Here is a 22,634-nt window from a genome sequence, read left to right on the forward strand (position 1 = left end):
ACTTGCACTATCCGAGAGTTCGATAGTGCTTCGGGGACAGAGAACCCAGCATCCCCTTCCCACCCCCTCGATTCTGTGGCGTCCCGGGACCGTGCGAGACCGTTTCGCGGCGGCAACTATTTCCACCGAGACCGACACGTGTTACCCATGCGCGACGCTTACCTCGTCGGCGCGGCCCAGACGGACTTCGGGTCGTTCCCCGACGAAAGCTACCGGTCGCTGTTCGCCAGTGCGTTCGAGGCGGCCCGCGAGTCGGTCCCCGAAGGTATGGACCCCGACGACGTGGACGAGGCGGTCGTCGGCACTCTCGGCGTGGGCGGCCGCCAGTTGGGTCTCTCGGGACCGGCCGCCACCGAACACGTCGGTCTCCACGGCATCCCGACGACGCGAGTGGAGAACGCCTGCGCCGCCTCCGGATACGCCGTCCGGCAAGCCGTGCAGGCGGTCCGTTCCGGGATGGCCGACGTGGTGCTGGCGGGCGGGGTCGAAATCATGACCGACATGTCCGGCGACGCCACGAAGTACTGGCTGGGCGTCTCGGGCGAGACCGAGTGGGAACGGCTCTCCGGCACGACGTTCGCGGGCGTCTACGCCCAGATGGCCGACGCCCACATGGCCGAGTACGGGACGACCAGCGAGCAACTCTCGCGCGTCGCGGTCAAGAACCACCGCAACGGCGCGAAGAACCCCCACGCCCAGTTGGGCTTCGAGTGCTCGCTGGAGGACGCCGAGAACGCCCAGACCGTCGCCGACCCGCTCACGCTCTACCACTGCTGTCCGACGACCGACGGGGCCGCTGTCGCCCTCATCGCCAGCGAAGACGCGGTGTCGGAGTACACCGATGACCCCATCCGAATCGCGGGCGTCGGCGCGGCGAGCGACGCGGTGGGTCTGTTCCAGCGCGATAGCTACACCGGCATCGAGGCCTCACAACGTGCGGCCGAGACCGCGTACCGGCGCGCCGGAATCACCCCCGAGGACCTCGACTTCGCGGAGGTCCACGACTGCTTCTCCATCGCCGAGATTCTGGCCTACGAGGACCTCGGCTTCTGCGAACCCGGCGAGGGCGGCCGACTGGTCGAGTCCGGCGCGACCGCGCTCGGCGGCGACCTGCCGGTCAACACCTCCGGCGGTCTCAAGTCGAAAGGCCACCCCATCGGCGCGACCGGCGCGGGGCAGGTCGCGGAGGCGTTCAAGCAACTCTCCGGCGACGCCGGCGACCGGCAGGTCGAGGGCGCGACCCGCGGTCTGACCCACAACGTCGGGGGCAGCGGCGGGGGCGCGGTGGTCCACGTCTTCGAGCGCGAGGCGGGAACCGCCTCGGAGAAACCGAGCGAACCGAGTCCGCGAAAGCGCGAACAGGAGGTGGGGCGATGACGACCGACCCGAGAATCGAAGCCGTCGGCGCGTACGCGCCGCGATTCCGCGTCTCCGCCGAGGCGTTCGAGGAGGCGTGGGGCCAGTTCCACGCCGCGGGGGTCGAATCGAAGGCGGTCCCCGACGCCGACGAGGACGCCCTGACGATGGGCTACGAGGCCGCCGCGCGGGCGCTCGACGCGGCCGACCGCGCTGGCACGGACGTGGCGTTCCTCGCGTTCGCCTCGACCACACCCCCGCTGGCCGAGGAGGACCTGACCGCGCGCCTCGGCGGGATGCTCTCGGTGCCGAGCGAGGCCACGCGCCACGTCTTCACCGGGAGCACGCGGGCCGGGACGCGGGCGCTCGACGCCGCGCTGTCGGCCGGACCGTGGGAGAACGGAGGCGCAGGGGACGACGAGGGTGAATCGGTCGGTCTGGTCGTGGCCGCGGACTGTCCGCGCGGCGACCCCGACAGCGACGAGGACCACGCCGCCGGAGCGGGCGCGGCGGCGTTCGTCCTCTCGGCGTCGGGCAACGCGGCGGTTCGCCGGCGCGCCGAGTACGCCACCGAGTACCCTGGCACTCGCTTCCGGCGTTCGGGGTCCCAGTCCGTCGAGGGACTCGGCGCGACCGGGTACGAGCGACAGGCCTTCACCGAGACGCTGGCGAAGGCAGTGAACCAGTTAGACCTCGGAGTGCGGGACGAGGACGGCGAGAACGGAGCAATCGACGCGGCGGCGGTCCAAGCGCCGAACGGCAAACTCCCGTACCGCGCGGCGGGGGCACTCGGCGTCGATACCGAGACGATTCGGCGGTGCGCGACGGTCCACGAGTTGGGCGACACCGCCGCCGCGAGCGTCCCGCTCGGACTCGCGACTGCGCTCGCAGCGGGAGACGAGCGGATTCTGGCGGCGTCGTTCGGCAGCGGCGCGGGCGCTGACGCCCTGCTGGTCGAGAGCGACACCGGCGACGGCGTCGCCGCGGAGACGGCACTGGACGACGCCGAGGCGGTCAGCTACGCCGAGTACCTCCGCAAGCGCGGGGAACTCACCTCGGGACCGCCCGAAGGCGGCGGGGCGTACGTCAGCGTCCCGTCGTGGCGGCGGACCCTCGACCAGCGCCACCGCCTGCTCGCGGGCCGGTGCCCGGAGTGCGGGAGTCTGAACTTCCCGCCGGAGGGGGCCTGTAACTCCTGCAAGACGCTCGTGGACGAGTACGACGAGGTGGAACTCACCGGCGAGGGAACCGTCGAGGCCGCCACGGTCATCTCGCAGGGCGGCGCACCCCCGGAGTTCGCCGAGCAGCAGGCTCAGTCGGGCGACTTCGCCGTGGCCGTGGTCGCGTTGGAGGGGCCTCGCGAGGCGCTTCGCGCCTCGCGACGGTCGAGCGGGGAAGAGCGGAGCGACGACCCGCGAGACGGCGGCAGTTCCGCAAGCGTCCCGGCGCAGGTCGTGGCCGCTGACCCCGAGACCGTCGAAATCGGCGACGCCGTGGAGACGACGATGCGTCGCATCTACACGCAGGAGGGCGTGACGCGGTACGGGTTCAAAGTTCGTCCGCAGGGGTCGAACTGACCGATGACGATTCGGGCGAAACGTGAGTTCCGACGTTCGGACGGGTCGTCGCATTCCTCCGGACTGGAACTCGTCCCGCGGGCCGAGACACCCGTTTAACTTCCGAGGGATAAACGCTTAACCGCGCTCCGCTCGCGGCTTGAACTGTCATGAACGTTGCTGTACTCGGAGCCGGAACCATGGGCCACGGCATCGCCCAAGTTTCGGCGATGGCCGACCACGACGTGACGATTCGGGACGTAGAGCGCGACTTGGTCGAGGAGGGTATCGACGCCATCGAGGAGAACCTGCGGGGCGGCGTCGAACGCGACAAGGTGACCGACGAGGAGATGCGGGCCGCGCTCGACCGCATCTCGGGCACGACCGACCTCGCGGAGGCCGTCTCGGCCGCCGACCTCGTGGTCGAGGCGGTCCCCGAGGACGTGGACCTCAAGAAGCAGATATTCGAGGACGTGGAGACCGAGGCCCCCGCGGACGCGGTTATCGCCTCCAACACCTCCTCGCTCCCCGTCACCGAAATCGTCTCGGCGCTCGACGACCCCGGGCGCGGCATCGGCCTGCACTTCTTCAACCCGGTTCACATCATGCAGTTGGTCGAGGTCGTCGTGGGCGAGCAGACCGACGACGAGACCGCCGCGTTCGCCACCGACTTCGTGGAAGAAATCGGCAAGACCGCCGTCGAAGTGCAGGACACCGCGGGGTTCGCCTCCTCCCGTCTCGGCGTCGCCCTCGGCGTCGAAGCCATGCGGATGGTCGAGGAGGGCGTCGCGAGTCCGCGCGACATCGACCAGTCGATGGAACTCGGCTACAACCACCCGATGGGTCCCGTCGAGTTGGGCGACGTGGTGGGACTGGACGTTCGCCTCGACATCCTCGAACACCTCCGCGAGGAACTCGGCGAGCGGTTCCGCCCGCCCCAGATTCTCCGCCGGAAGGTCCGGGCCGGGAACCTCGGCAAGAAGACGGGCGAGGGGTTCTACGTCTGGGAGGACGGCGAAATCGTGGGCACTAGCGGCGACTGGGGTGACGAGCAATGAGTGACGAGAGCGAGGACGTCGGCAGTCCGGAGACCGTCGGAGCGGAGTGCGACACGGTGAACGTCTCGGTCGGTGACCGCGTCGAGAACGTCGCCACCGTCACGCTCTCGCGGCCCGACGCGCGGAACGCGCTGAACGCCCAGTTGCGTGCGGAGTTGAAGCTCGTGTTAGACGCTATCGAAGCCAGCGACGTGCGCGTGGTCGTCCTCACTGGCTCGGCGGAGTCGGGCGCGTTCGTGGCGGGTGCGGACGTGACCGAACTCCGCGAGCGCGACTCGCTCGAACAGCGCGAGGCGAGCGAGCGCCCCCGCGTCTACGAGTACGTGGATGACCTCGACCAACCGGTCATCGGCGCTATCAACGGCCACGCACTCGGCGGCGGGTGCGAACTCGCGCAAGCATGCGACACGCGCATCGCCCGCGAGGGAGCGAAGTTGGGGCAACCCGAAATCAACCTCGGCATCATGCCCGGCGGCGGGGGCACTCAGCGCCTCCCCCGACTCGTGGGCGAGGGACAGGCGATGAAGCTGATTCTCTCGGGCGAACTCGTCGACGCGACCGAGGCCCGCAACATCGGTCTGGTGGACGAGGTTCACGACGAGGAGTCGTTCGAGGACCGCGTTTACGACCTCGCCGAGTCGATGGCCGAGAAGAGTCCGCTCGCGCTGGAGTTCGCGAAGAAGGCCGTGAAAGCCAGCAGTCGGATGGAGTTAGACCAGGGCATCGAGTACGAGGCCGAACTGTTCGCGCACCTGTTCGCCTCCGAGGACAAGAACGAGGGCATCGACGCCTTCTTCGAGGACCGCGACCCCGAGTGGGAGGGGAAGTGAGTCGTTCGTGAGAACGTGATTCCGTCGTTAGGAGTGTGGTTCCGTCCACGAGAGTGTGATTTTGTCCACGAGTGGCCATCTGGACGACGGCGGAGTAAAGCGAACAGGCTTGAGCCAATCATACCCCAAACCGCCTCGCACCGCGACCGCGGCCCTCACGCCTCCCCAACCGATTGCGGTCCTCGGCCACGGGCCTGCGGTCCTCGTCCCTCGCGTGCTGCTGGCGCGGCCCGCGAGGGGCCGCACCAGCACGCGCCCGGGTGATGAACTCATCGAGCGCGACCGGTTCGTGTCCCAAAATATGCCTTCTACCGTCGCTACCGCATCAGTTCGCCGCCGTTGACGTTCAGCGTCTCGCCCGTGACGAACCCGGCGTCGCGGAGGTAGGCCGCGGCGTCGGCGATGTCCGCGGGCTGGCCGTATCGCTCGACCGGAATCTCGGCCAGTTCGGCCTCCTTCTCCGCCTCGGTCCGGTCTGCGGTCATGTCGGTCTCGACGTGACCCGGCGCGATGGCGTTGACCCGGACCTCCGGCGCGAAGTCCCCGGCGTGGCTCTTGGTGAGACCGAGCAGTCCGGCCTTCGACGCGGCGTAGTGGCACTCTATCGGGGCACCGGTGTACGCCAGAATCGAGGAGACGTTCGTGACGGAGGGGGTCGGCGCGGAGTCCGCGTCGGTCGTCCCCTCCGCTGCCGCCTCCCGGAGGTGGGACAGGGCGGCCTTGGTCACGTTGAACGCGCCGCTGACGTTGGTGTCCATCACGCTGTCGAAGTCCTCGGGCGAGAGGTCCTCGGTGTAGACGTGCTGGTCCACGCCCGCGTTGTTCACCACGTGCGAGAGACCGCCGAAGGCCTCAACCGTCGCGTCCACGAGGTCCGCGGCGTCGTCCGGGTCGCCCACGTCGGCCCGGACCGCGACCGCGTCGCTCTCGGTCTCGGTTCGGACGGTCTCGGCGACCGCCCGCGCCTTCTGTGCGCTCGAAACGTAATTGATGGCGACGTCGTAGCCGTCTCGCGCGAACCGTTCGGCTATCGCTCGACCGATGCCGCGGGACGCCCCCGTGACGAGTGCTGCTGGCATACCCCGAACCCGACTCGCCACGGCCTTGGCGTTTACGTCTGCGGAATGCTGGGATTCCCGACCGAGCGGTTCGGAGGGAAGACCGTCGGACGTTCGACTCGTCTCCGACCTCGGCGTTTATCATCACCGCGTGTAATTGCTCACGCATGAGCGACCGGAGCGCTAACCCCCGGGTCGGTTCCGCGAGTGCCGACCCGTCGGAGGACCCCGAGATGGAGGACCTGCTCGACGAACTGGAGGAGTTGGAGGATACCGTGGACGACCCCGAGGAGCGCGAGCAGGTCCGCGAGACGATGCGGATGGCCCGGCGCGTCTCGACGCCGAGCGCGTTCGGTCGGGTCATCCGCGGGTTCGACCGTCACGACGCCGCCGAAGCGCTGGTCGGGAGCGTGGTGTTCGGGATTCCGATGCTGGTCGAAGGTGGCACCATCGAAATCGGAGAGTTCATCGCTGCCCATCCGGCCTCCCTCGTAGTCACACTCGTCGGCACCATCGGACTGGTCATCGGTCTGCTGTACGTGGCCGAAATCCAGCAGGTCGAGATTCATCGACCGCTGTTCGGGTTCGTTCCGCGGCGACTCGCCGGGGTCGTGGGCGTATCGTTTCTCACCGCGGTCGTCATGATGACGGTCTGGGGTCGCGTTGACTGGGCCGACCCGTGGTTGGCGCTCTGTCAGACGAGCGTGACGTTCTCGGCGATGGCGCTCGGGGCCGGACTCGGCGACATCCTGCCCGGGTCCTGACTGTCGCCGAACGCGAACGCCTCGCCGACGCGGCAGTTCGACACAAAGTATATTAGCCCAGTGCGGGTAATGGTATCTGTTCACACGCGAATTCTGGTGATTAGTATGATAGAATGTCCACACTGCGGTTCGGACCTGAATCGGCGAACGAAGACCCAGACGAGACGGAACGGCGAACCCCTCGGGAGCAAGTCGACCGGTTCAGAACTCGTCTCCTGTCCGGACTGCGACGAGATGATAGACGGCTTCTCGGCCCACTAACTCGGTAGCACGCCCTCTTTTCTTCGGTCGGTGCGCGAGAACTGTGCTCTTCGTGCCAGCGCTCAGAGCGCCGCCAGCGCCTCGCGGGCGTTCTCGACGGCGGCGTCCTTCTCGGCGGGGTAGGCCTCGACCTTCGCGCGGAAGGTGATGCCCTCGCCGAGTGCCGCCTCGCCGCGGTAGGCCGCCTGCTTGTCGAGGCGGAGGAACAGCGAGCAGTTCTCGTCCACGCGCTCGTCGAGTTCGTCGATAAGGGTGTCGGCGTCGGGCAGTTCGGCCACCTTCGAGAGGACGTGGCGCATCTCGTCGGCGTTCTCGACGCGCGTCGAGAGGACGAGGATGCGGTCGCCGTGGTGGCCCTCGCTGGTCGCGCGCTCGATTTCGAAGTCCTCGGGGAGGTAGGTCCGGAGGGCCTGCTCGACGCGCTTGTCGTCCTCGGTGGCGTAGCAGAACGCCCGCAAGTCGATGTAGTGGAACGGAACTTCGGCCATTGCGAGGAGGTAGGACCCCCGAACGGAAAAAGGCGTTTCGTTCGTCGCAGGTCGTCTCCCCGTTCGTTGGCAGTGTGCTCGCGGGGGTCTCCGGCCCTCGGTCTGGACTACGAGGTCACGACTCACTCTCGACGTATCCGCAACTACCGCGCTTCGGTCTCGGAGAACGAGAGGTGTATCGAGTCGCTACTCTTCGTCGTCTTCGTCGCCGTCGGCGGCTTCCAGCGCGTCCTCGGGGATGCCGGTCTCCTGTCCGTCCTCGAAGCTGACGGTGTAGGTGCTGTCGCCGAACATCGTGTCCATCACCTGCGTAATCTGTCCCTCTTCGCCGTCGTAGTCGCTGTGCTCGTCGTGCAGAATGACGTGGTCGTCTTCCTCGAAGCTCATGCATCCGACTAACCCCGCGGCCGATAAAAACGGCCCGGTTCGGCATCGCGCGGGGCAGACCGTTTCGCTCCGCTCCCACCGGTTCCGGTGGTCGCGCCACCGCTTGCGGGGGTCCGATGTCTCGTGCCGGACTACCTCGGCGAGACCGCACGACGAGGCGGCCGCGATGGCGAGCCTTCGGGGGACCGAAGGCTTATTCGGGCGGCCGACGAAACCCTCAAATTATGACCCGACGCCTTACGCCCTTCGCCCTCTCGCCACGGTCCTCACGAGCAGTCCACCGACCACCGTCACCGAGATGACTACCATCGACGACCTCTGGTACCTCACCACGCAGGCCGAACAGCAGGCCGAACAGGTCCACCACCAGTTGACCGACGACTACGAGGAGTTCCTCGACCGGAGTCACGCCCGGCGAGTCTCCCGACCCCGGTTTCGCACGCTCGCCGAACGCATCGCGGAGTTCGGCGCTCCCTACGGCGCCCACTCGGTCGTCTACCGCCCGTCGGGCGAACTCCTGCTCGTCTGGCACGCGGGCGTCGAGAAGTGGGTCGTCCCCGGCGGCGAACCCGACCCCGGTGAGTCGTTCCGGGAGGCCGCCGAACGCGAACTCGCCGAGGAGGCGGGTGTCGAGGCGTCCTACCGCGGACTGGCGATGAACGTCCGGGTCGAGATTCGGTGCGACGACTACTCGACGTGGGGCGTCCTCCCGCTGTTCGAGGCCCGCGTCGAGGACCCGACGACTCCCGACCCCGACGACCCGGACGGCGAAATCACCGACGCCGAGTGGTTCGACGACCTGCCCGAGAACACCCGCGACCGGGAAGACCTGCTGGCGTGGCGCGAGTTCGCGCTAGGTTGACGTACCGTCTGGTCACTTCTAGACGTTTGCTCTTGCTCTTTCCTTCCAGAGGTACGACCCGGAGAAGCTAGCGATTGCCCTCGGCGATGAAAACCGAACGAGCTAGCTACTCCTTGAGCCAATGAAACCGCAAGCACCGCCCCGCACCTCACGCCTCCCCAACCTCCTCCCTCACAGAGTTCGGTCGTCCCTCACGCGCCGCGGCGGACACGGAGGTCCGCCGGCGCGTGCCACCGCGGAGATTTGGGGTTGGGCAGTCGAGGACGTGAGGACGGAAGCAGTAGAAGAGCGAGCGATGATACCACCGACCGCACGGGTTCGACTCAGTTGTGGGAGACGCCGTCGCGCGACTCGGCTTTCATCCGGCGGAGCGTCGCCCGCGCGTTGCTGGCGTCGTAGCCGAACAGCACGTTCTGGCCGTAGGCCTCGGCGACTTCCGCGGCGTGAATCAGGTTGTCCACGTCCACGTCCACCGCGTAGAGTTCGACGCTGAACGGGGCGTCGAGCGCGTCCTCGAAGCCGCTGGCGATGGTTTCGAGCCAGTAGGTCGTCTCGTACGCCATGTCGTAGAGCGGGACGACGAACTCGTCCACGTACTCCGAGAGCGCCTCGAGGTCCAGACCGGCGCGCTCGTAGAGGTGGCCCGGATACGGGTCGGGGTAGAGCGTGAAGTAGGTCTTCCCGGGGATTCGGTCGGCGGCCTCGGCCACGAACTCGGTGACGACGCTGGCGCGCCACGCGTATCGGTCCTCGAAGTCGCTCTCCTCGAACTGGCGGGTGCATCGCTCGCAGTGGCAGTACTCCGCCCGCGGGAATCCCACGTCGTCGAGTCGCACGTCCGGGTTCACCTCTGCGCAGTCCGAGATGATTTCGAGGACGCCCTCGCGGTAGTCCTCGCGCGTGGGACAGACGTAGGCCCAGTCGAAGTATGGTCGCTCGCGGGTCGCGCGCTCGCCCGCCTCGTTGACCGGCGCAAGGTCGGGGTCGGCTTCGACGGCGGCGTTGTCCCCGAAGCACGACACCATGTTCACCCCCTCGGCGACCGGTTCGGCCGAGCGTCCGGTCACGTCCTTGACTTCGTAGAACCGCAGGTCGAACTCCGGCCAGTCGAGTTCCTCCTCGTTTCGCGTGACGACGCCGAACATACCCGACGTTGGCGGGCGCGAGGGGTAAGTGGTTCGCTCTGGGGTGGCTTTGCTCCCACTCGGGACGGTCCCTCTACCGACCCGAAGCCCTCGCTAGCCGCGGCTACAGCCCTTCGGCAGCGTCGCGTTGCTCGGGGTGGGTTGCTGGACGGACTGGACCGACCAGTTGGTCGCGCCGCCCTTGATGATGAGCGCCTCGCCGACCGTGCCGTTCTCGACGGTGATGTCCGGGTCGTTCTCGCTGGCGGTCGGGTCGAACGAAGCGGCGTCGGTCGCCTGCTGGCCGAGCGTGGCGTTCCCGCAGAGTATCGCGGCGTCCACCGTCATCTGGTCGATGACGACTCCGGACACGGTCAGGTTCTTCGTCCAGTGGCGCTCGATAGTCCGGTTCTCGACGTCCGGGTCGATGAAGCCGCCGCCGGGGATGTTGAGAACCGACTTGTTGCGCACCACGAGTCGCTCGGCGGTCACGTTCTTCAGACGCGCACGTTCGAGGATGAACCGACCGACCGTCACGTTCGAGAGGGTGACGTTCGTCGTACGCCCGTCCGTCGTCGTGGCGTTCCGGACCACGACGTTCTGAATCGTCACGTTGACCACCGTGGAGTTGCGGACGAGCCACGTCTCGATGGTCACGTTGTCGAGCGACACCTTGTACTGGGCGAGGGCGTCCCCGCTCCGGTGGACCGGACCGTCGGCGACGCGTTCGGGGGCGTCGGCCGCCACGCTCCCGGCAGGACCGACGCCGACGACCGACCCGACGCCCGCGAACAAGACGAGCGTCGCGACGGCGACTGCGAAGGGTGGTCGTGAATCCATGTCCCTGTCGTACTTCGAGACGGAAAATAAACGAAAACGACCGTTCTGACCGTTTTTCCATGTAACGAGACGTTTCACGTGGGGTAGCCGACGCTTATCGGAATTGGAATCGGAACCCGGCCTTGTGAGGCCGAGTCGAGCGGTCGGTGACGGACGCGCTACTCGGCCGCGATGTGGGCCGCGAGGTCCTCGCGGACGATGGTCTCGCAGTACTCGCATCGAACGCCGTCGTCCAGCACCTCGAACTCGGTCTCGACGGGTTCGTCGGCGTTGGTGATGCAGTTGTGGTTGGGACACGAGAGGACGCCGACCACTCGGTCGGGGCGTTCGAGGTACTGCTTCTCGGCGACTTCGTACTCCCGGATGATGTTGATGGTCGCCTCGGGAGCGATGAGCGACAGCACGTCCACCTCGTCCTGACTCAACTCGCGGCCCTCGACCTTCACGATGTCCTTGTGACCCATTCGGTCGCTCGGGATGTTCATGCCGACGCTGACCGTCTCGCCGGACTCGCCGTCGATGCCGAGGATGGCGAGGACGTTCAGCGCCTGCCCGGCGCGAATGTGGTCGATGACGGTGCCTCTCGGAATCTTGCTGACGCGGAGTTGGTGGTCGCTCATTGTCCGTCCTCCAGCATCTGGTCGAGCAGGGCCATCCGGACCGGGACGCCGTTGTGGGCCTGCTCGAAGTAGGTCGCGTAGTCGGTGTCGTCCACTTCGGGCGCGATTTCGTCCACGCGCGGCAGGGGGTGCATGACGGTCAGGTCGTCCTTGGCGGGTTCGAGCGTTTCGAGGTCGATGCCGTACTCGCCCGCTATCGCCTGATACTCGTTCTCGTCGGGGAACCGCTCGCGCTGGATGCGGGTGACGTACAGCACGTCGAGCGCGGGCAGAATCTCCTCCAGTTCGGTGTGTTCCCGGACGTTCGCCCCGGATTCGTGGAGGTCGTAGCGCACGCTCCGCGGGAGTTTCAGGCTCTCGGGGCTGATGAAGTGCTGGTCGGCGTCGAAGTTCGTCAGCGCGTGGGCCAGCGAGTGGACCGTCCGGCCGTACTTCAGGTCGCCCATGATGCCGATGGTGAGGTCGTCGAGACCCGCGTTCTCCCGAATCGTGTAGAGGTCGAGTAGGGTCTGGGTCGGGTGGTGGCCAGCGCCGTCGCCCGCGTTCAGGAGCGGCACGTCCACGAACTCGCCGACCATCTTGGCCGCGCCCTGACTCGGGTGGCGCAGGACGAGCGCGTCGGCGTACCCCTCGATGACGCGGGCGGTGTCGGCGAGGCTCTCGCCCTTCTTGACCGACGAGGACTCGACGGTACCCATGTCCACTGCGTCGCCGCCGAGGCGCTTGATGGCGGTCTCGAAGCTCATCTTGGTCCGGGTACTCGGCTCGAAGAACATGAGTCCGAGTATCGCGTCGGCGTGGCGGTCCGCGAACGCGGCCGGGTCGGCGTCGATTTCGGCCGCGCGGTCGAGAACCGCCGCCACGTCCTCGCGCGAGAGTTGTTTGGCAGTTATGAGGTGGTCGTCACGCATTGGTAGTGTATGGGCGGGGGACGCTCCTTGAATCTCTCGGACTGGTGCGGAGGTGAGACGGCGTGGCGAGACCGGGTCGGACCGCCCGGCGACGACCGTCTGCCGTCCGACCGACCCGACGTGACGCCTGTCGAGGGTCGCTTCGGTCCTCGCCCGCGCGAGCGAACGCCAGTTTACCGGTTGACATCACCGCTGGATTCATGCGGATACAGCCCAATATCGTGTTGATGAGTTCCTCACCGCCCGGACCCAACGGAGAACCGCTGTTCGGCAGCAGTCGCCGGTACGCCCGCGACCCGTTCCGCTTCCTGTCGGCCTGCGAGCAGGCCTACGGCGACGTGGTCCGGTTCGACCTCGGGCCGCTGAACACCTACCTCCTGACCGACCCCGCCGACGTCGAACGCGTGCTTGTCTCGGAGGCCGACCGGTTCCGCAAGCCCGAGTTTCAGGACGACGCGCTCGGCGACCTGCTCGGGAAAGGTCTCCTCCTCAGCGAGGGCCAGACGTGGCGCGAACAGCGCGACCTCGCCAGTCCGGCGTTCAGGCCGGGTCGGCTGACGGGGTTCGCCGACGACATCGTCGCCCACAACGACGACCTGCTCGCGGATTGGTCGGACGGCGCCGAAATCAACGTCGAACTGGACATGACGGAGGTGACTCTCGCGGTCATCGTGGACCTGATGCTCGGCACCGACCTCGATGACCGACGCGTCCGGACCATCCGCGAGGCGCTGGAACCGCTCGGCGCTCGCTTCGAACCCGACCCCGTCCGGTTCGCCGCGCCGCAGTGGCTCCCGATGCCCGGCGACGGCGAGTACCGGAACGCCGTCGAGACGATGGAGGACGTCATCGACGACATCGTCTCGGAACGACGGGGTACTCACGGTGACTCCCCCGCCGACGAGGGACCGGACGACCTGCTCTCGATTCTGCTGCGGGCGCAGGACCGCGGCGAGCAGTCCGACCGCCAGATTCGCGACGAGGTGATGACGATGCTGCTGGCCGGCCACGACACCACCGCGCTCACGCTGACCTACTCGTGGTATCTGCTCTCCCAACATCCGGACGTCGAGCGTCGAGTCCACGACGAAATCGAGTCGGTGCTCGGCGACGACCCGCCGACGATGGCGGACGTGAGAGACCTCGACTTCGTCGAACAGGTCATCGACGAGGCGATGCGGCTGTATCCGCCGGTGTACACGATGTTTCGCGAACCGAAGGGTTCCGTGGAACTCGGCGGCTACCGAATCCCGGACGACGCCGCCATCATGCTCTCGCAGTGGGCGATGCACCGCTCTGAGCGCTACTGGGACGCCCCCGACGAGTTCGACCCCGACCGGTGGACGCGCGACGTGGACCGGCCGCGGTTCGCGTACTTCCCCTTCGGCGGCGGTCCCCGCCACTGCATCGGCAAACACCTCGCCAAGTTGGAGGCCAAACTCATCCTCGCCCGGACCGCACAGCAGTACCGCCTCGAATACACGCGCGAGAGGGAACCGGAACTCCGACCGACCCTGACGATGCATCCCCGAGACGGGATGCCGATGCGCGTCCACGAGCGGTGAGTTAGGGCCGTCGCCCGGGCGAGGATTCAAGTACGAAGGTGGGACGATGCCCACCCGGACGCTTCGCGCGGTTCCGGGCGAGGGCGGTGCGCGCGCACCGTGGAACCGCCAGTCCGACTACCCCGAGAGGGCTGAGCCTTAAGATTCACCGCACCGGAGCTACGGGTATGCCGACCGCCTACGTCACCGCACCGCCGGAAGCGGCGTCCGACCTCGCCGAGACGCTCGTGGAGGAACGACTCGCGGCCTGCGTCAACCGATTCCCTTGCACCTCGGTCTACCGGTGGGAGGGCGAGGTCCACCGAGACGACGAAGTGGTGTTGCTGGCCAAGACCACCGACGCGGCCTACGACCGCCTCGAAGCGCGGGTCGAGGAGCTACATCCCTACGACGTACCCTGCGTCGAGCGGTTCGAGGAGAGCGAGACGCTCGACTCGTTCGCGGCGTGGCGCGACGGGGAAGTCGGCGAACGGGAGGAGCGACGATGACGGACCGGGAGTGGGGTCCGTGGACGCTGGTCGTCGGCGTGTTCCTCGTCGCCGTCGCGGCGATTGCGCGGGGCGCGCTCCGACGGCTTCGAAGACGCGCGTAGCGGCCAATTAGGCCCGACTCCGGAGTTCGTCCAGCACCGAGAGCGTCGCCTCGGAGTACGACTCGTCGAGCACCACGTCGGCCGCGCGCTTGGCCTTCTCGTCGGCGTTCGCCACGGCGTAGGACTCCCCGACTACGCCGAACGTGGACACGTCGTTCTCCGAGTCGCCGACCGCGACGAACTCCTCGGGGTCGCGGTCGAGGAGTCGCGCGACCGACTGCAGGCCGACGCCCTTCTCGATGCTGGGCGACTTGACGTGGTAAGCGAACCCGGTATCCACGACTTCCAGTCCGTGTTCGGCCGCGAGTTCCTCTAGGGGACCGAGCGGTTGGTCCCGGGCGATGGCGACCTCGGTCTCGCGCCACCGGTTTACCATGTCCGTGGAACCCCACCCGAGGTCGTAGCCCGCCGCGACGTACTCCTCGGCGACTCGGCGAGCGGCCTCGCCGTCGGCGTTCTTCGACACCTGCTCGCCCGAGAGGACGAGACCGCCGTTCTCGGCGATGACGTTCTGCTCGACGTACATGAAGTGACAGAGCGCGACGGGGTAGGGAAACGCCTTCCCGGTGGCGACGACCACGGGCGCGTCCCACTCGGGAAGCACGTCGAAGAACCGCGGGTCTACGGAGTCGTCGGGCCGGGTCATCGTGCCGTCGATGTCGAGGACGAGCGGCGGAGCCATGGCTCACGGTGGGAGCGTCAGCCACAAAAAGCGGTCGTTCGCGGCTCTCGAACGCGACCTCGAATCAGTCGGAGTAGGCGGCTTCGCCCGCTACGCGGGCCTCCGGGAACAGTCGGTCCTTCGTCGCCAGCGCGACCCGGACGAGCGCCAGCATCACGGGCACCTCGATGAGCGGGCCGACGACCGTGGCGAGCGCCACGTTGCTCCCGATGCCGAAGACGGCGACGGCGACCGCGATAGCCAACTCGAAGTTGTTCGACGAGGCGGTGAACGCGACGCTGATGCTCTCGGTGTAATCGAAGCCCAGCGCGGCGGACGCGCCGTAGGCCAGCGCCCACATCCCCGCGAAGAAGACGAACAGCGGAACCGCGATGAGGGCTATCTGCTCGGGGTTCTCGACGATGTACTCGCCCTTGAGCGCGAACATCACGACCACGGTGAACAGCAGGCCGAGGAGTCCGAGCGGACTGATTCGGGGGACGATTCGGTCGTAGTACGCCGTCCGCCCGACGGTCCGGAACGCGACCTGTTGGGTGAGATAGCCTAGAAGCAGCGGCAGACCGAGGAAGACAAGCACAGTCTGGGCGATGAGACCGATGGAGACGTCCACCGAGGTTCCCCGGAGGACCGTCAGGAAGACGAACGCGTAGGGGACGAACAGCACGATTTGCAGGAGACTGTTGACGCCGACGCAGACCGCGCACATCTCCTGATTCCCGGCCGCGAGTTCGTTCCAGACCAGCACCATGGCGATGCACGGCGCGATGCCGACGATGACCAGTCCGGTGACGAACTCGGGGTGGCCGCCGAGGAAGAAGACCGCGAGACCGTACATCACGAACGGTGCGACGAGCCAGTTGAGCGCGAGCGTCAACCCAATCTCCTTCCGGGCCGTGCGCGTCACCTTCGGGATTCGCCCGTAGTCGATTTCGGCCATTATCGGGTATATCATCACGAACAGGCCGACCGCGATGGGGAGGCTCGTGCCGTTGAACGTGACCGCGTTCAGCAGGTCGGCGACGCCGGGCACCGCGTAACCGAGACCAACGCCGAGCGCCATCGCGAGTCCAATCCAGACCGTGAGATAGCGGTCCAGCACGCCGATGTCGTCGCTCACGAGTCGCTCACCTCTCGGTCTGCGGTCCCGAGGAGCGCCTCGGCGAGTTCGGTGGCGTCGTAGTAGCGCCAGTTGCCGTCTTTCCGCCGCCGGACGAGTCCGGCGTCCACGAGGTCCGACAGCGCGTGACTGACCGCGCTCTCGCTGACCTCGACCAGCGGTTCGAGTTCGCAGACGCAGAGTTCGTCGTCCGCGGCGGCGAGAACCCTGGCGAGTCGGTAGCGCGTCTCGTCGCCGAGGACAGCGAACACCGGCCGAGCCGAGTCGTCCGCGAAGGTGCTGTCGGCGAGTTCGTCCAGTTCCGCGAGCCGACGGTCGAGGTCGGCGTCCCGGCACTCGCCGAGTTCGTCCGAGACGAGTCGGCGGAGCCGCGTCGTCGTACTTGCCATGACCGTCGATTGAGAGAAGATTCAGATAGGCCTTGCGGAATGAACTGCTGTTCAGATAGCCGGTGACGTAACCGGACCCTCCCGAACTGAGTCGAAAAACAAGTCCGCCGGTGTCCTCCGACAGCCAGTTCAGAAGCCGAGCGACGGCACCCAGACGCTCTGGGGGAAGACGCCGACGCTGGCCAGCACCGCGATGAGGAAGGTGCCGACCACGATTGCCGCGGCGGGCGGGTCGAAGTGCGTGTCGGCGTGCGCGTAGAAGACGCGCTGGACGAGTTCGCCGACGAGCGCGCAGACGAGTCCGAAGACACCACCGACCGCGAGCGCGGGGCCGAGCGGAATCGCGGCCGCCACCTCGGCGATGGGAGCGGTCGGGACCGACATCCCGGCCGGAGCGAGCGCCAGCGCCGCGGTGCTGGCGGGGAGGCTGATGTGGTGGGTCACCGGAATCTGCTCGACGCCGCAGTTGAGGAAGACGAGACTCGCCGCGCTGATGCCGAACGCGAGGAACGGACTCCCCGTTTTGTACGCGACGAACGCCGCGAGGACGCCCACGACGAACCCGAGCATCGCCACGTTCGCCCACTTGTACTGGTGGGGGAGCCACGGTTCGACGACGAACCGGCCTTCCGCGGTCCCGCCGTCAGAGCGAGTCTCTGACGAGGCTCGCGCGTCTTCGCGCTGCTCACCGCCGTCGGCGGCGGGTTCGCCGCTCCCGTCGGTGTCGGCGGTCGCGGCCTCGCCGATGACGCGCCTGTCGCCGTCCTCGAACGGTCCCATGTCGAGGATGCCCCCGCTGGTGTCACCGATGATGTCGTAGCCGAAGACGACGCGGTGGACGACGGCCGACAGCACGACGCCCATCGCGATGGGGTCGTAGGGCATCCCGAGCGTCGAGGAGGCGACGGTCAGCCAGTAGCCCACGATACCGAACGCGCCGCCGACCGCCAGCACGTCGGGCTTGGTGCCCTGCGCGTACGCGATGTTCTTGGCCTCGTGGAAGTCGAAGTCGGTGTCCATGTACCCCTTCTTGGCGGCGTAGGCGGCCGCCGCCGCACCGCCGGCGAAACTGATAGCCGGGGAGAACACCGGGCCGAACGCGATGGACCCCGTGATGCCGACCGCCGCGAGTTCGCTGGCCGCCCCCGCGTCGGACGCACCGGCGACTACCTTGCCGATGGCGTTGGCCGACTCGCCAGCGATGACCATGAACCCGGTGAAGATGAACGCGGGGAGCGCGCCGAGCGCCGCGCCGAACGCGCCCCCGGCGAACGCCGCGAGCAGCATCTCGACCGCCCAGAGGTCACTCCAAGGCATTCACGAGTCACCCCCGTCGCGCGCCCAGTCGGTCGCGCGCTCGACGGCGTCGCTCCACCGGTCGTACATCCGGTCGGCCTCCGTCCGGTCCATGTCCGGTTCGAACTCGCGGTCCACGCGCCAGTTGTCCCTGAGTTCGTCCGGGTCGTCCCAGTAGCCGACCGCGAGACCGGCGGCGTAGGCCGACCCGAGCGCGGTCGTCTCGTCCACCTCGGGGCGGGCGATTTCGGTACCGATGATGTCGGCCTGTAACTGACAGAGGAAGTTGTTCTTGACGGCCCCACCGTCGACTTTCAGGCTCTCCATCTCGATGCCGCTGTCGGCGACCATCGCCTCGGCCACGTCGCGGGTCTGGTAGGCGATGGATTCGAGCGTCGCGCGGACGACGTGTTCGCGCCGCGTGCCGCGGGTCATCCCGACGATGGTGCCCCGCGCGCGCTGGTCCCAGTGGGGTGCCCCGAGTCCGGTGAACGCCGGAACGACGTAGACGCCCTCGGTCGAATCGACGCTCCGTGCGAGCGCCTCGGACTCGGCGGCGTCCTCGATGAGCGTCATGTCTTCGAGCCACTCGATGGCCGCGCCCGTGACGAAGATGGAGCCTTCGAGGGCGTACTGGACGGGTTCGCCCGAGCGCTGGAACCCGACCGTCGTGAGCAGTCCGTGGTCGCTGTCCACCGCCTCGTTGCCCGTGTTCATCAGGAAGAAGCTCCCGGTGCCGTAGGTGTTCTTGGCGTCGCCCGCGTCGAAGCAGGTCTGGCCGAAGAGCGCGGCCTGTTGGTCCCCGAGCGCGCCCGCCACCGGAATCTCCGTGCCGAGGAAGCCGTCGGCGTCGGTGGTGCCGTAGTAGTCCTCGTCGCTGGAGGGCCGGACCTCCGGGAGACACGCCGCGGGAACCTCGAACTCCCGGAGCAGGTCGTCGTCCCACTCCATCTCGTGGATGTCGAACAGCATCGTCCGGGAGGCGTTCGTCACGTCGGTGATGTGGTTCCCCGTGAGGTTGTAGATGAGCCACGAGTCGATGGTCCCGAACAGGAGTTCGCCCTCTGCGGCCCGCTCTTTCATGTCGGCCGGGCGAGCGCGCTGGGTCTTGATGGGGTCGGCGTTGTCGAGCAGCCACTCGGCCTTGGTCGCCGAGAAGTAGGCGTCGGCTTCGAGACCGGTCTTGGCTCGAATCTCCTCGACCTTGCCCTCGGATTCGAGTTGCTCGACGCGGTCGGTGGTCCGCCGGTCCTGCCAGACGATGGCGTTGTGGACCGGCTTGCCGGTGTCGCGGTCCCAGAGCAGCGTCGTCTCGCGCTGGTTGGTCACGCCGATGGCGGCGAGTTGTTCGGCCGAGAGGTCCGCGTCGTCGAGCGCCGTCCGCACGACCGACTTGGTGTTCTCCCAGATTTCGAGCGGGTCGTGTTCGACCCACCCCGGTTCCGGGTAGAACTGTTCGTGGGTCTCGTAAGCGTCCGTGACGACGGTTCCGTCGTGGTCGAAGACCATGAACCGGGTCCCCGTCGTCCCTTGGTCGATTGCGCCGATGTATGAGTTACCTGACATAGTTTGCCACCGTTGGTGAGCGCCGGTCGCTACCGGATTCAGACAACCGCGCGAACTTTACGCACGGTACCGTCCTACCCGTAAACAATATTGACTTTCATTATAAAACTTTCGTCGGGAGTCCTGTATCGGTGGTTTTCACCCCGTCGGAGACCTCCTCTACGGTGTTTCGAGGGAATTTACTCAGGCAACGACAGTGGCGGTAAAGTAAAGTATCGCGGGTCCCACGTCTGAGAAAACGGATGACAGCAACCACGGACGTTCTCGTCATCGGCGGGGGTTCGACCGGCACCGGCATCGCCAGAGACCTGTCGATGCGGGGGGTGGACGTCACTCTCGTCGAGAAAGGGAATCTGACCCACGGGACGACCGGCCGGATGCACGGCCTGCTCCACAGCGGGGGGCGCTACGCGGTCTCTGACCGAGCGAGCGCGGAGGAGTGCATCGAGGAGAACCGCGTCCTCCGGGACATCGCGAGCCACTGCGTCGAGGAGACCGGTGGCCTGTTCGTCCAGTTGGAGGGCGACCCCGACGAGTACTTCGAGGAGAAACTGGAGGGCTGTCGTGAGTGCGGCATCCCCGCGGAGGTCCTCAGCGCCCGCGAGGCCCGCGAGGAGGAACCGTATCTCACGAAGGAGGTGAAACGCGCGATTCGAGTTCCGGACGGCGCTATCGACCCGTTTCGCCTCTGCGTGGCCAACGCGGTCAGCGCCGAGAACCACGGCGCACGCGTCGAGACCCACGCCGAGGTCGTGGACCTGCTGGGCGACGGCGAGCGCGTGACCGGCGCGGAGGTACGCCACGACAGCGGCCCCGGCAAACGCTCCCACGGGAAGTCCGGCCAGACCGAGGAGATTCGCGCGGAATACGTCGTCAACGCGTCGGGCGCGTGGGCGGGCCAAATCGGCGAGATGGCGGACGTGGACATCGAGGTCCGACCGTCGAAGGGCGTGATGGTCGTGATGAACTGCCGGCAGGTGGACACGGTCGTCAACCGCTGTCGGCCGAAGGGCGACGCCGACATCGTGGTACCTCACGAGACGACCGCCATCCTCGGCACCACCGATGAGGAGGTCTCGAACCCCGACGACTACCCGGAGGAACGGTGGGAAGTGGACCTGATGATAGACGAGTTGAAGCGACTCGTTCCCATCCTCGGGGAGGCCCGGACGGTCCGGTCGTTCTGGGGCGTCCGCCCGCTGTACGAACCGCCGGAAGTCGGGAGCGCCGACCCGACCGACATCACGCGCGACTACTTCCTGCTCGACCACGAGGAGCGCGACGACCTCCGCGGACTTACCTCCATCGTCGGCGGGAAGTTCACCACCTACCGGATGATGGCCGAGGAGATTTCCGACCACGTCTGCGACCAACTCGGCGTCAGCGCGGCGAGTCGAACCGCCGAGGTCCCGCTTCCGGGGAGCGAGGACGAGTCGGTCCTCGACGCCGGGATGGACCGCTTCGGCCTGCGCTCGCCGGTCGCGCGCCGCAGCGCCCAGCGACTCGGCAGTCGCGCCGACGAGGTGCTCTCGTCGGTCGAACCGAACCCGGTCCTCTGCGACTGCGAGGCCGTCACCCGCGCGGAAGTGCGGGATGCCATCGACCAGTCGGGAACCGACCTCAACGCGGTCCGCATCCGGACCCGCGCGTCGATGGGCAACTGTCAGGGCGGGTTCTGTTGTCACCGGATGGCGAGCGAACTCCACCCCGAGTTCGACGAACCGCAGGCCTACGCCGCGCTCGACGAACTGTTCGAGGAGCGCTGGAAGGGCGAGCGCCACGCCCTCTGGGGCGAACAGCTCTCGCAGGCCGCGCTCAACTACGCGCTCCACGCGACCACGATGAACCGGGACCGCGACCCGACGGTTCGGGGCCGCGATTCGTCCGAGAGCGAGAACGCCGAACCCATCGACTTCGGCGCGTTCGACGCGGGCGAGTCGGCGGGTCGGCGGCCCGCCGCCGACGGAGGACAACGTGGCGATTGAAGACGACGTGACCGTCGTCGGCGGCGGCATCGCCGGGATGACCGCCGCGCTCGCGGCCGCCCGTGAGGGCGCGGACGTCCGCCTGCTCTCGCACAAGGACTCCACCCTGCGGAGCGCGAGCGGACTCGTGGACGTGCTGGGGTATCTCCCGGAATCGGACGGACCGCTCGCCGACCCGTTCGAGACCATCCCGCAACTCCCCGACGCGCACCCGTACAGCACCGTGGGGGTCGAGGGCGTCCGCGAGGCGCTGGACCTCTTCGACGGGGTCGTCGGCGACCGCTATCGCGGCGACCACACCGACCGAAACGCGCTGGTGCCGACGCACGGCGGGTCGGTGAAACCGACCGCCCGCTACCCCGCGAGCGCGGCGGCCGGACTGGCGAGCGACGACCGGGACGCCCTCCTCGTGGGCTTCGAGACCGTCACCGACTTCGACGCGCCGCTGGCGGCCGACCACCTCGAATCGGTGGGCGTCCCGTTCGCCGCGCGCGGCGCGACGATTCCGTTCCCGGGCGATTTCAGGGTGGATACCAAGATTACCCGGTTCGCCGACGCGCTCGACGCCGACGAGCGCGTGGCGGTCGAGGGCGACGGTTACACGACGGAACTCCCGGTCCGCGAGGCGCTCGCGGAGGCCGTGAAACCGCACCTCCGCGGCGAGGAGCGCGTGGGGTTCCCGGCAATCCTCGGCCAGCATCACCCCGACGAGGTGCGCGAGTCGCTCGAAGCCGAACTCGGCGCGGCGGTGTTCGAGGTGCCGATGGGACCGCCGAGCCTCCCGGGGATGCGCCTCGAAGGCGCGTTCACCGAGGCTTGTCGCGAGGCGGGCGTGCGCTTCACGACCGGTAATCCGGTGGTCGATTACGAGACCCGCGGGATGGGCGATGGCGCGACGGACGACGGCGGGGCGAGAGGCGGAGAAATCGCCGCCGTGCGCGTCGAGCGCAACGGCGCGGCGATTCCGTTTCACGCCGACCAGTTCGTGCTTGCGACCGGCGGACTGGTGGGCAAGGGCATCGATTCGGACCGCGAGGGGGTCGCCGAGCCGATTTTCGACTGCCACGTCCCACACTCGGGCGACCGGTACGACTGGTTCGCCGACGCGGCGTTCGGCGACCACCCCTTCGCGCGGTTCGGCGTGGAGACCGACGGCGACCTGCGACCCCTCGACCGGGAGGGCGACGCGGAGTTCTCGAACCTGCGCGCGCCGGGGCGGTCCTCGGCGGCTACGACTTCGCGGCCGAAAAGTCCGGGGCGGGCGTCTCGCTCACCACCGGAGTGGCGGCCGGACGCGGTGCGGCGCGGGAGTTGACGAGGTGACTAT

The 22,634-nt window shown here is 67.7% G+C and carries 22 protein-coding genes and 1 pseudogene; 11 read left to right on the forward strand and 12 right to left on the reverse strand.

Going from position 1 to position 22,634, the window contains the following annotated elements; genetic code table 11:
• Positions 1-147 precede the first annotated feature (147 nt).
• The 4 genes from FXF75_RS10525 to FXF75_RS10540 all read left to right on the forward strand — a co-directional run bounded on the left by FXF75_RS10525 (position 148) and on the right by FXF75_RS10540 (position 4,800).
• Positions 148-1,377, forward strand: a complete 1,230-nt coding sequence (locus FXF75_RS10525; RefSeq protein WP_163521817.1) for a thiolase domain-containing protein — start codon at positions 148-150, stop codon at positions 1,375-1,377.
• A complete protein-coding gene (locus tag FXF75_RS10530; RefSeq protein WP_163521818.1) occupies positions 1,374-2,933 on the forward strand; it encodes an OB-fold domain-containing protein in 1,560 nt (519 codons plus the stop codon). Before FXF75_RS10525 ends, FXF75_RS10530 begins: the two co-directional genes overlap by 4 nt.
• 149 nt (positions 2,934-3,082) lie before the next feature.
• Positions 3,083-3,970, forward strand: a complete 888-nt coding sequence (locus tag FXF75_RS10535) for a 3-hydroxyacyl-CoA dehydrogenase family protein (protein WP_163521819.1) — start codon at positions 3,083-3,085, stop codon at positions 3,968-3,970.
• Positions 3,967-4,800: an enoyl-CoA hydratase/isomerase family protein gene (locus FXF75_RS10540; protein WP_163521820.1), complete on the forward strand. Its 834-nt coding sequence runs from the start codon at positions 3,967-3,969 to the stop codon at positions 4,798-4,800. Before FXF75_RS10535 ends, FXF75_RS10540 begins: the two co-directional genes overlap by 4 nt.
• A gap of 317 nt (positions 4,801-5,117) precedes the next feature.
• On the opposite strand, the gene FXF75_RS10545 is transcribed toward FXF75_RS10540, so the two are convergent.
• On the reverse strand, positions 5,118-5,879 hold the full coding sequence (locus FXF75_RS10545) for an SDR family oxidoreductase (protein ID WP_163521821.1): 762 nt from the start codon (positions 5,877-5,879) through the stop codon (positions 5,118-5,120).
• A 146-nt stretch (positions 5,880-6,025) separates the two neighbouring features.
• Between FXF75_RS10545 and FXF75_RS10550 the strand changes: the two genes are divergently transcribed.
• Positions 6,026-6,622 (forward strand): DUF2391 domain-containing protein, encoded by a 597-nt coding sequence (locus FXF75_RS10550; RefSeq protein WP_163521822.1) that lies wholly within the window; start codon positions 6,026-6,028, stop codon positions 6,620-6,622.
• A 105-nt stretch (positions 6,623-6,727) separates the two neighbouring features.
• Positions 6,728-6,883 (forward strand): hypothetical protein, encoded by a 156-nt coding sequence (locus FXF75_RS10555; RefSeq protein ID WP_163521823.1) that lies wholly within the window; start codon positions 6,728-6,730, stop codon positions 6,881-6,883.
• 62 nt (positions 6,884-6,945) lie between these two features.
• On the opposite strand, the gene FXF75_RS10560 is transcribed toward FXF75_RS10555, so the two are convergent.
• Positions 6,946-7,371, reverse strand: coding sequence for an RNA-binding protein (locus tag FXF75_RS10560; RefSeq protein ID WP_163521824.1), 426 nt, complete (start codon positions 7,369-7,371; stop codon positions 6,946-6,948).
• Positions 7,372-7,557: 186 nt separating this feature from the next.
• The gene (locus FXF75_RS10565) at positions 7,558-7,758 is read right to left on the reverse strand and encodes a DUF1918 domain-containing protein (protein WP_163521825.1); all 201 of its coding nucleotides are present in this window, start codon (positions 7,756-7,758) and stop codon (positions 7,558-7,560) included.
• 298 nt (positions 7,759-8,056) lie between these two features.
• On the opposite strand from FXF75_RS10565, the gene FXF75_RS10570 reads away from it, so the two are divergent.
• On the forward strand, positions 8,057-8,620 hold the full coding sequence (locus tag FXF75_RS10570) for an NUDIX domain-containing protein (RefSeq protein ID WP_163521826.1): 564 nt from the start codon (positions 8,057-8,059) through the stop codon (positions 8,618-8,620).
• Between the two features lie 323 nt (positions 8,621-8,943).
• On the opposite strand, the gene FXF75_RS10575 is transcribed toward FXF75_RS10570, so the two are convergent.
• From FXF75_RS10575 to pyrB, 4 genes are all read right to left on the reverse strand, one after another.
• A complete protein-coding gene (locus FXF75_RS10575) occupies positions 8,944-9,765 on the reverse strand; it encodes a hypothetical protein (protein WP_163521827.1) in 822 nt (273 codons plus the stop codon).
• 93 nt (positions 9,766-9,858) lie between these two features.
• A complete protein-coding gene (locus tag FXF75_RS10580; RefSeq protein ID WP_163521828.1) occupies positions 9,859-10,584 on the reverse strand; it encodes a hypothetical protein in 726 nt (241 codons plus the stop codon).
• 158 nt (positions 10,585-10,742) lie between these two features.
• Positions 10,743-11,204 carry an aspartate carbamoyltransferase regulatory subunit gene (pyrI, locus tag FXF75_RS10585; RefSeq protein WP_163521829.1) on the reverse strand — a complete coding sequence of 154 codons (462 nt, stop codon included), beginning with the start codon at positions 11,202-11,204 and terminating at the stop codon, positions 10,743-10,745.
• Entirely contained in the window at positions 11,201-12,115 is a 915-nt protein-coding gene (gene pyrB / locus FXF75_RS10590; RefSeq protein WP_163521830.1) for an aspartate carbamoyltransferase, read from the reverse strand. Before pyrB ends, pyrI begins: the two co-directional genes overlap by 4 nt.
• 227 nt (positions 12,116-12,342) lie before the next feature.
• On the opposite strand from pyrB, the gene FXF75_RS10595 reads away from it, so the two are divergent.
• Together FXF75_RS10595 and cutA are read left to right on the forward strand one after the other, a co-directional pair.
• A complete protein-coding gene (locus FXF75_RS10595; protein ID WP_163521831.1) occupies positions 12,343-13,680 on the forward strand; it encodes a cytochrome P450 in 1,338 nt (445 codons plus the stop codon).
• A 167-nt stretch (positions 13,681-13,847) separates the two neighbouring features.
• Positions 13,848-14,168 (forward strand): divalent-cation tolerance protein CutA, encoded by a 321-nt coding sequence (gene cutA, locus FXF75_RS10600; protein ID WP_163521832.1) that lies wholly within the window; start codon positions 13,848-13,850, stop codon positions 14,166-14,168.
• Between the two features lie 111 nt (positions 14,169-14,279).
• Here cutA and FXF75_RS10605 read toward each other — a convergent pair whose 3' ends face one another.
• The 5 genes from FXF75_RS10605 to glpK all read right to left on the reverse strand — a co-directional run bounded on the left by FXF75_RS10605 (position 14,280) and on the right by glpK (position 19,322).
• Complete coding sequence (locus tag FXF75_RS10605) at positions 14,280-14,954, reverse strand: HAD-IIB family hydrolase (protein WP_163521833.1); 675 nt, start codon at positions 14,952-14,954, stop codon at positions 14,280-14,282.
• Between the two features lie 64 nt (positions 14,955-15,018).
• Positions 15,019-16,071, reverse strand: coding sequence for an ACR3 family arsenite efflux transporter (arsB, locus tag FXF75_RS10610; protein ID WP_163521834.1), 1,053 nt, complete (start codon positions 16,069-16,071; stop codon positions 15,019-15,021).
• Positions 16,068-16,460 (reverse strand): metalloregulator ArsR/SmtB family transcription factor, encoded by a 393-nt coding sequence (locus tag FXF75_RS10615; protein ID WP_163521835.1) that lies wholly within the window; start codon positions 16,458-16,460, stop codon positions 16,068-16,070. Before FXF75_RS10615 ends, arsB begins: the two co-directional genes overlap by 4 nt.
• Before the next feature lie 129 nt (positions 16,461-16,589).
• Complete coding sequence (locus tag FXF75_RS10620) at positions 16,590-17,777, reverse strand: hypothetical protein (protein WP_163521836.1); 1,188 nt, start codon at positions 17,775-17,777, stop codon at positions 16,590-16,592.
• Positions 17,778-19,322 carry a glycerol kinase GlpK gene (gene glpK / locus FXF75_RS10625; protein WP_163521837.1) on the reverse strand — a complete coding sequence of 515 codons (1,545 nt, stop codon included), beginning with the start codon at positions 19,320-19,322 and terminating at the stop codon, positions 17,778-17,780. It abuts the gene before it with no gap.
• Between the two features lie 242 nt (positions 19,323-19,564).
• Between glpK and glpA the strand changes: the two genes are divergently transcribed.
• Together glpA and glpB are read left to right on the forward strand one after the other, a co-directional pair.
• Positions 19,565-21,307, forward strand: a complete 1,743-nt coding sequence (glpA, locus tag FXF75_RS10630) for an anaerobic glycerol-3-phosphate dehydrogenase subunit GlpA (RefSeq protein WP_163521838.1) — start codon at positions 19,565-19,567, stop codon at positions 21,305-21,307.
• A pseudogene (glpB, locus tag FXF75_RS10635) lies at positions 21,297-22,630 on the forward strand (glycerol-3-phosphate dehydrogenase subunit GlpB). The gene glpA and the pseudogene glpB overlap by 11 nt, the downstream one beginning before the upstream one ends.
• Positions 22,631-22,634: the final 4 nt, after the last annotated feature.

Source organism: Halorussus sp. MSC15.2, assembly GCF_010747475.1.
GTDB lineage: Archaea > Halobacteriota > Halobacteria > Halobacteriales > Haladaptataceae > Halorussus.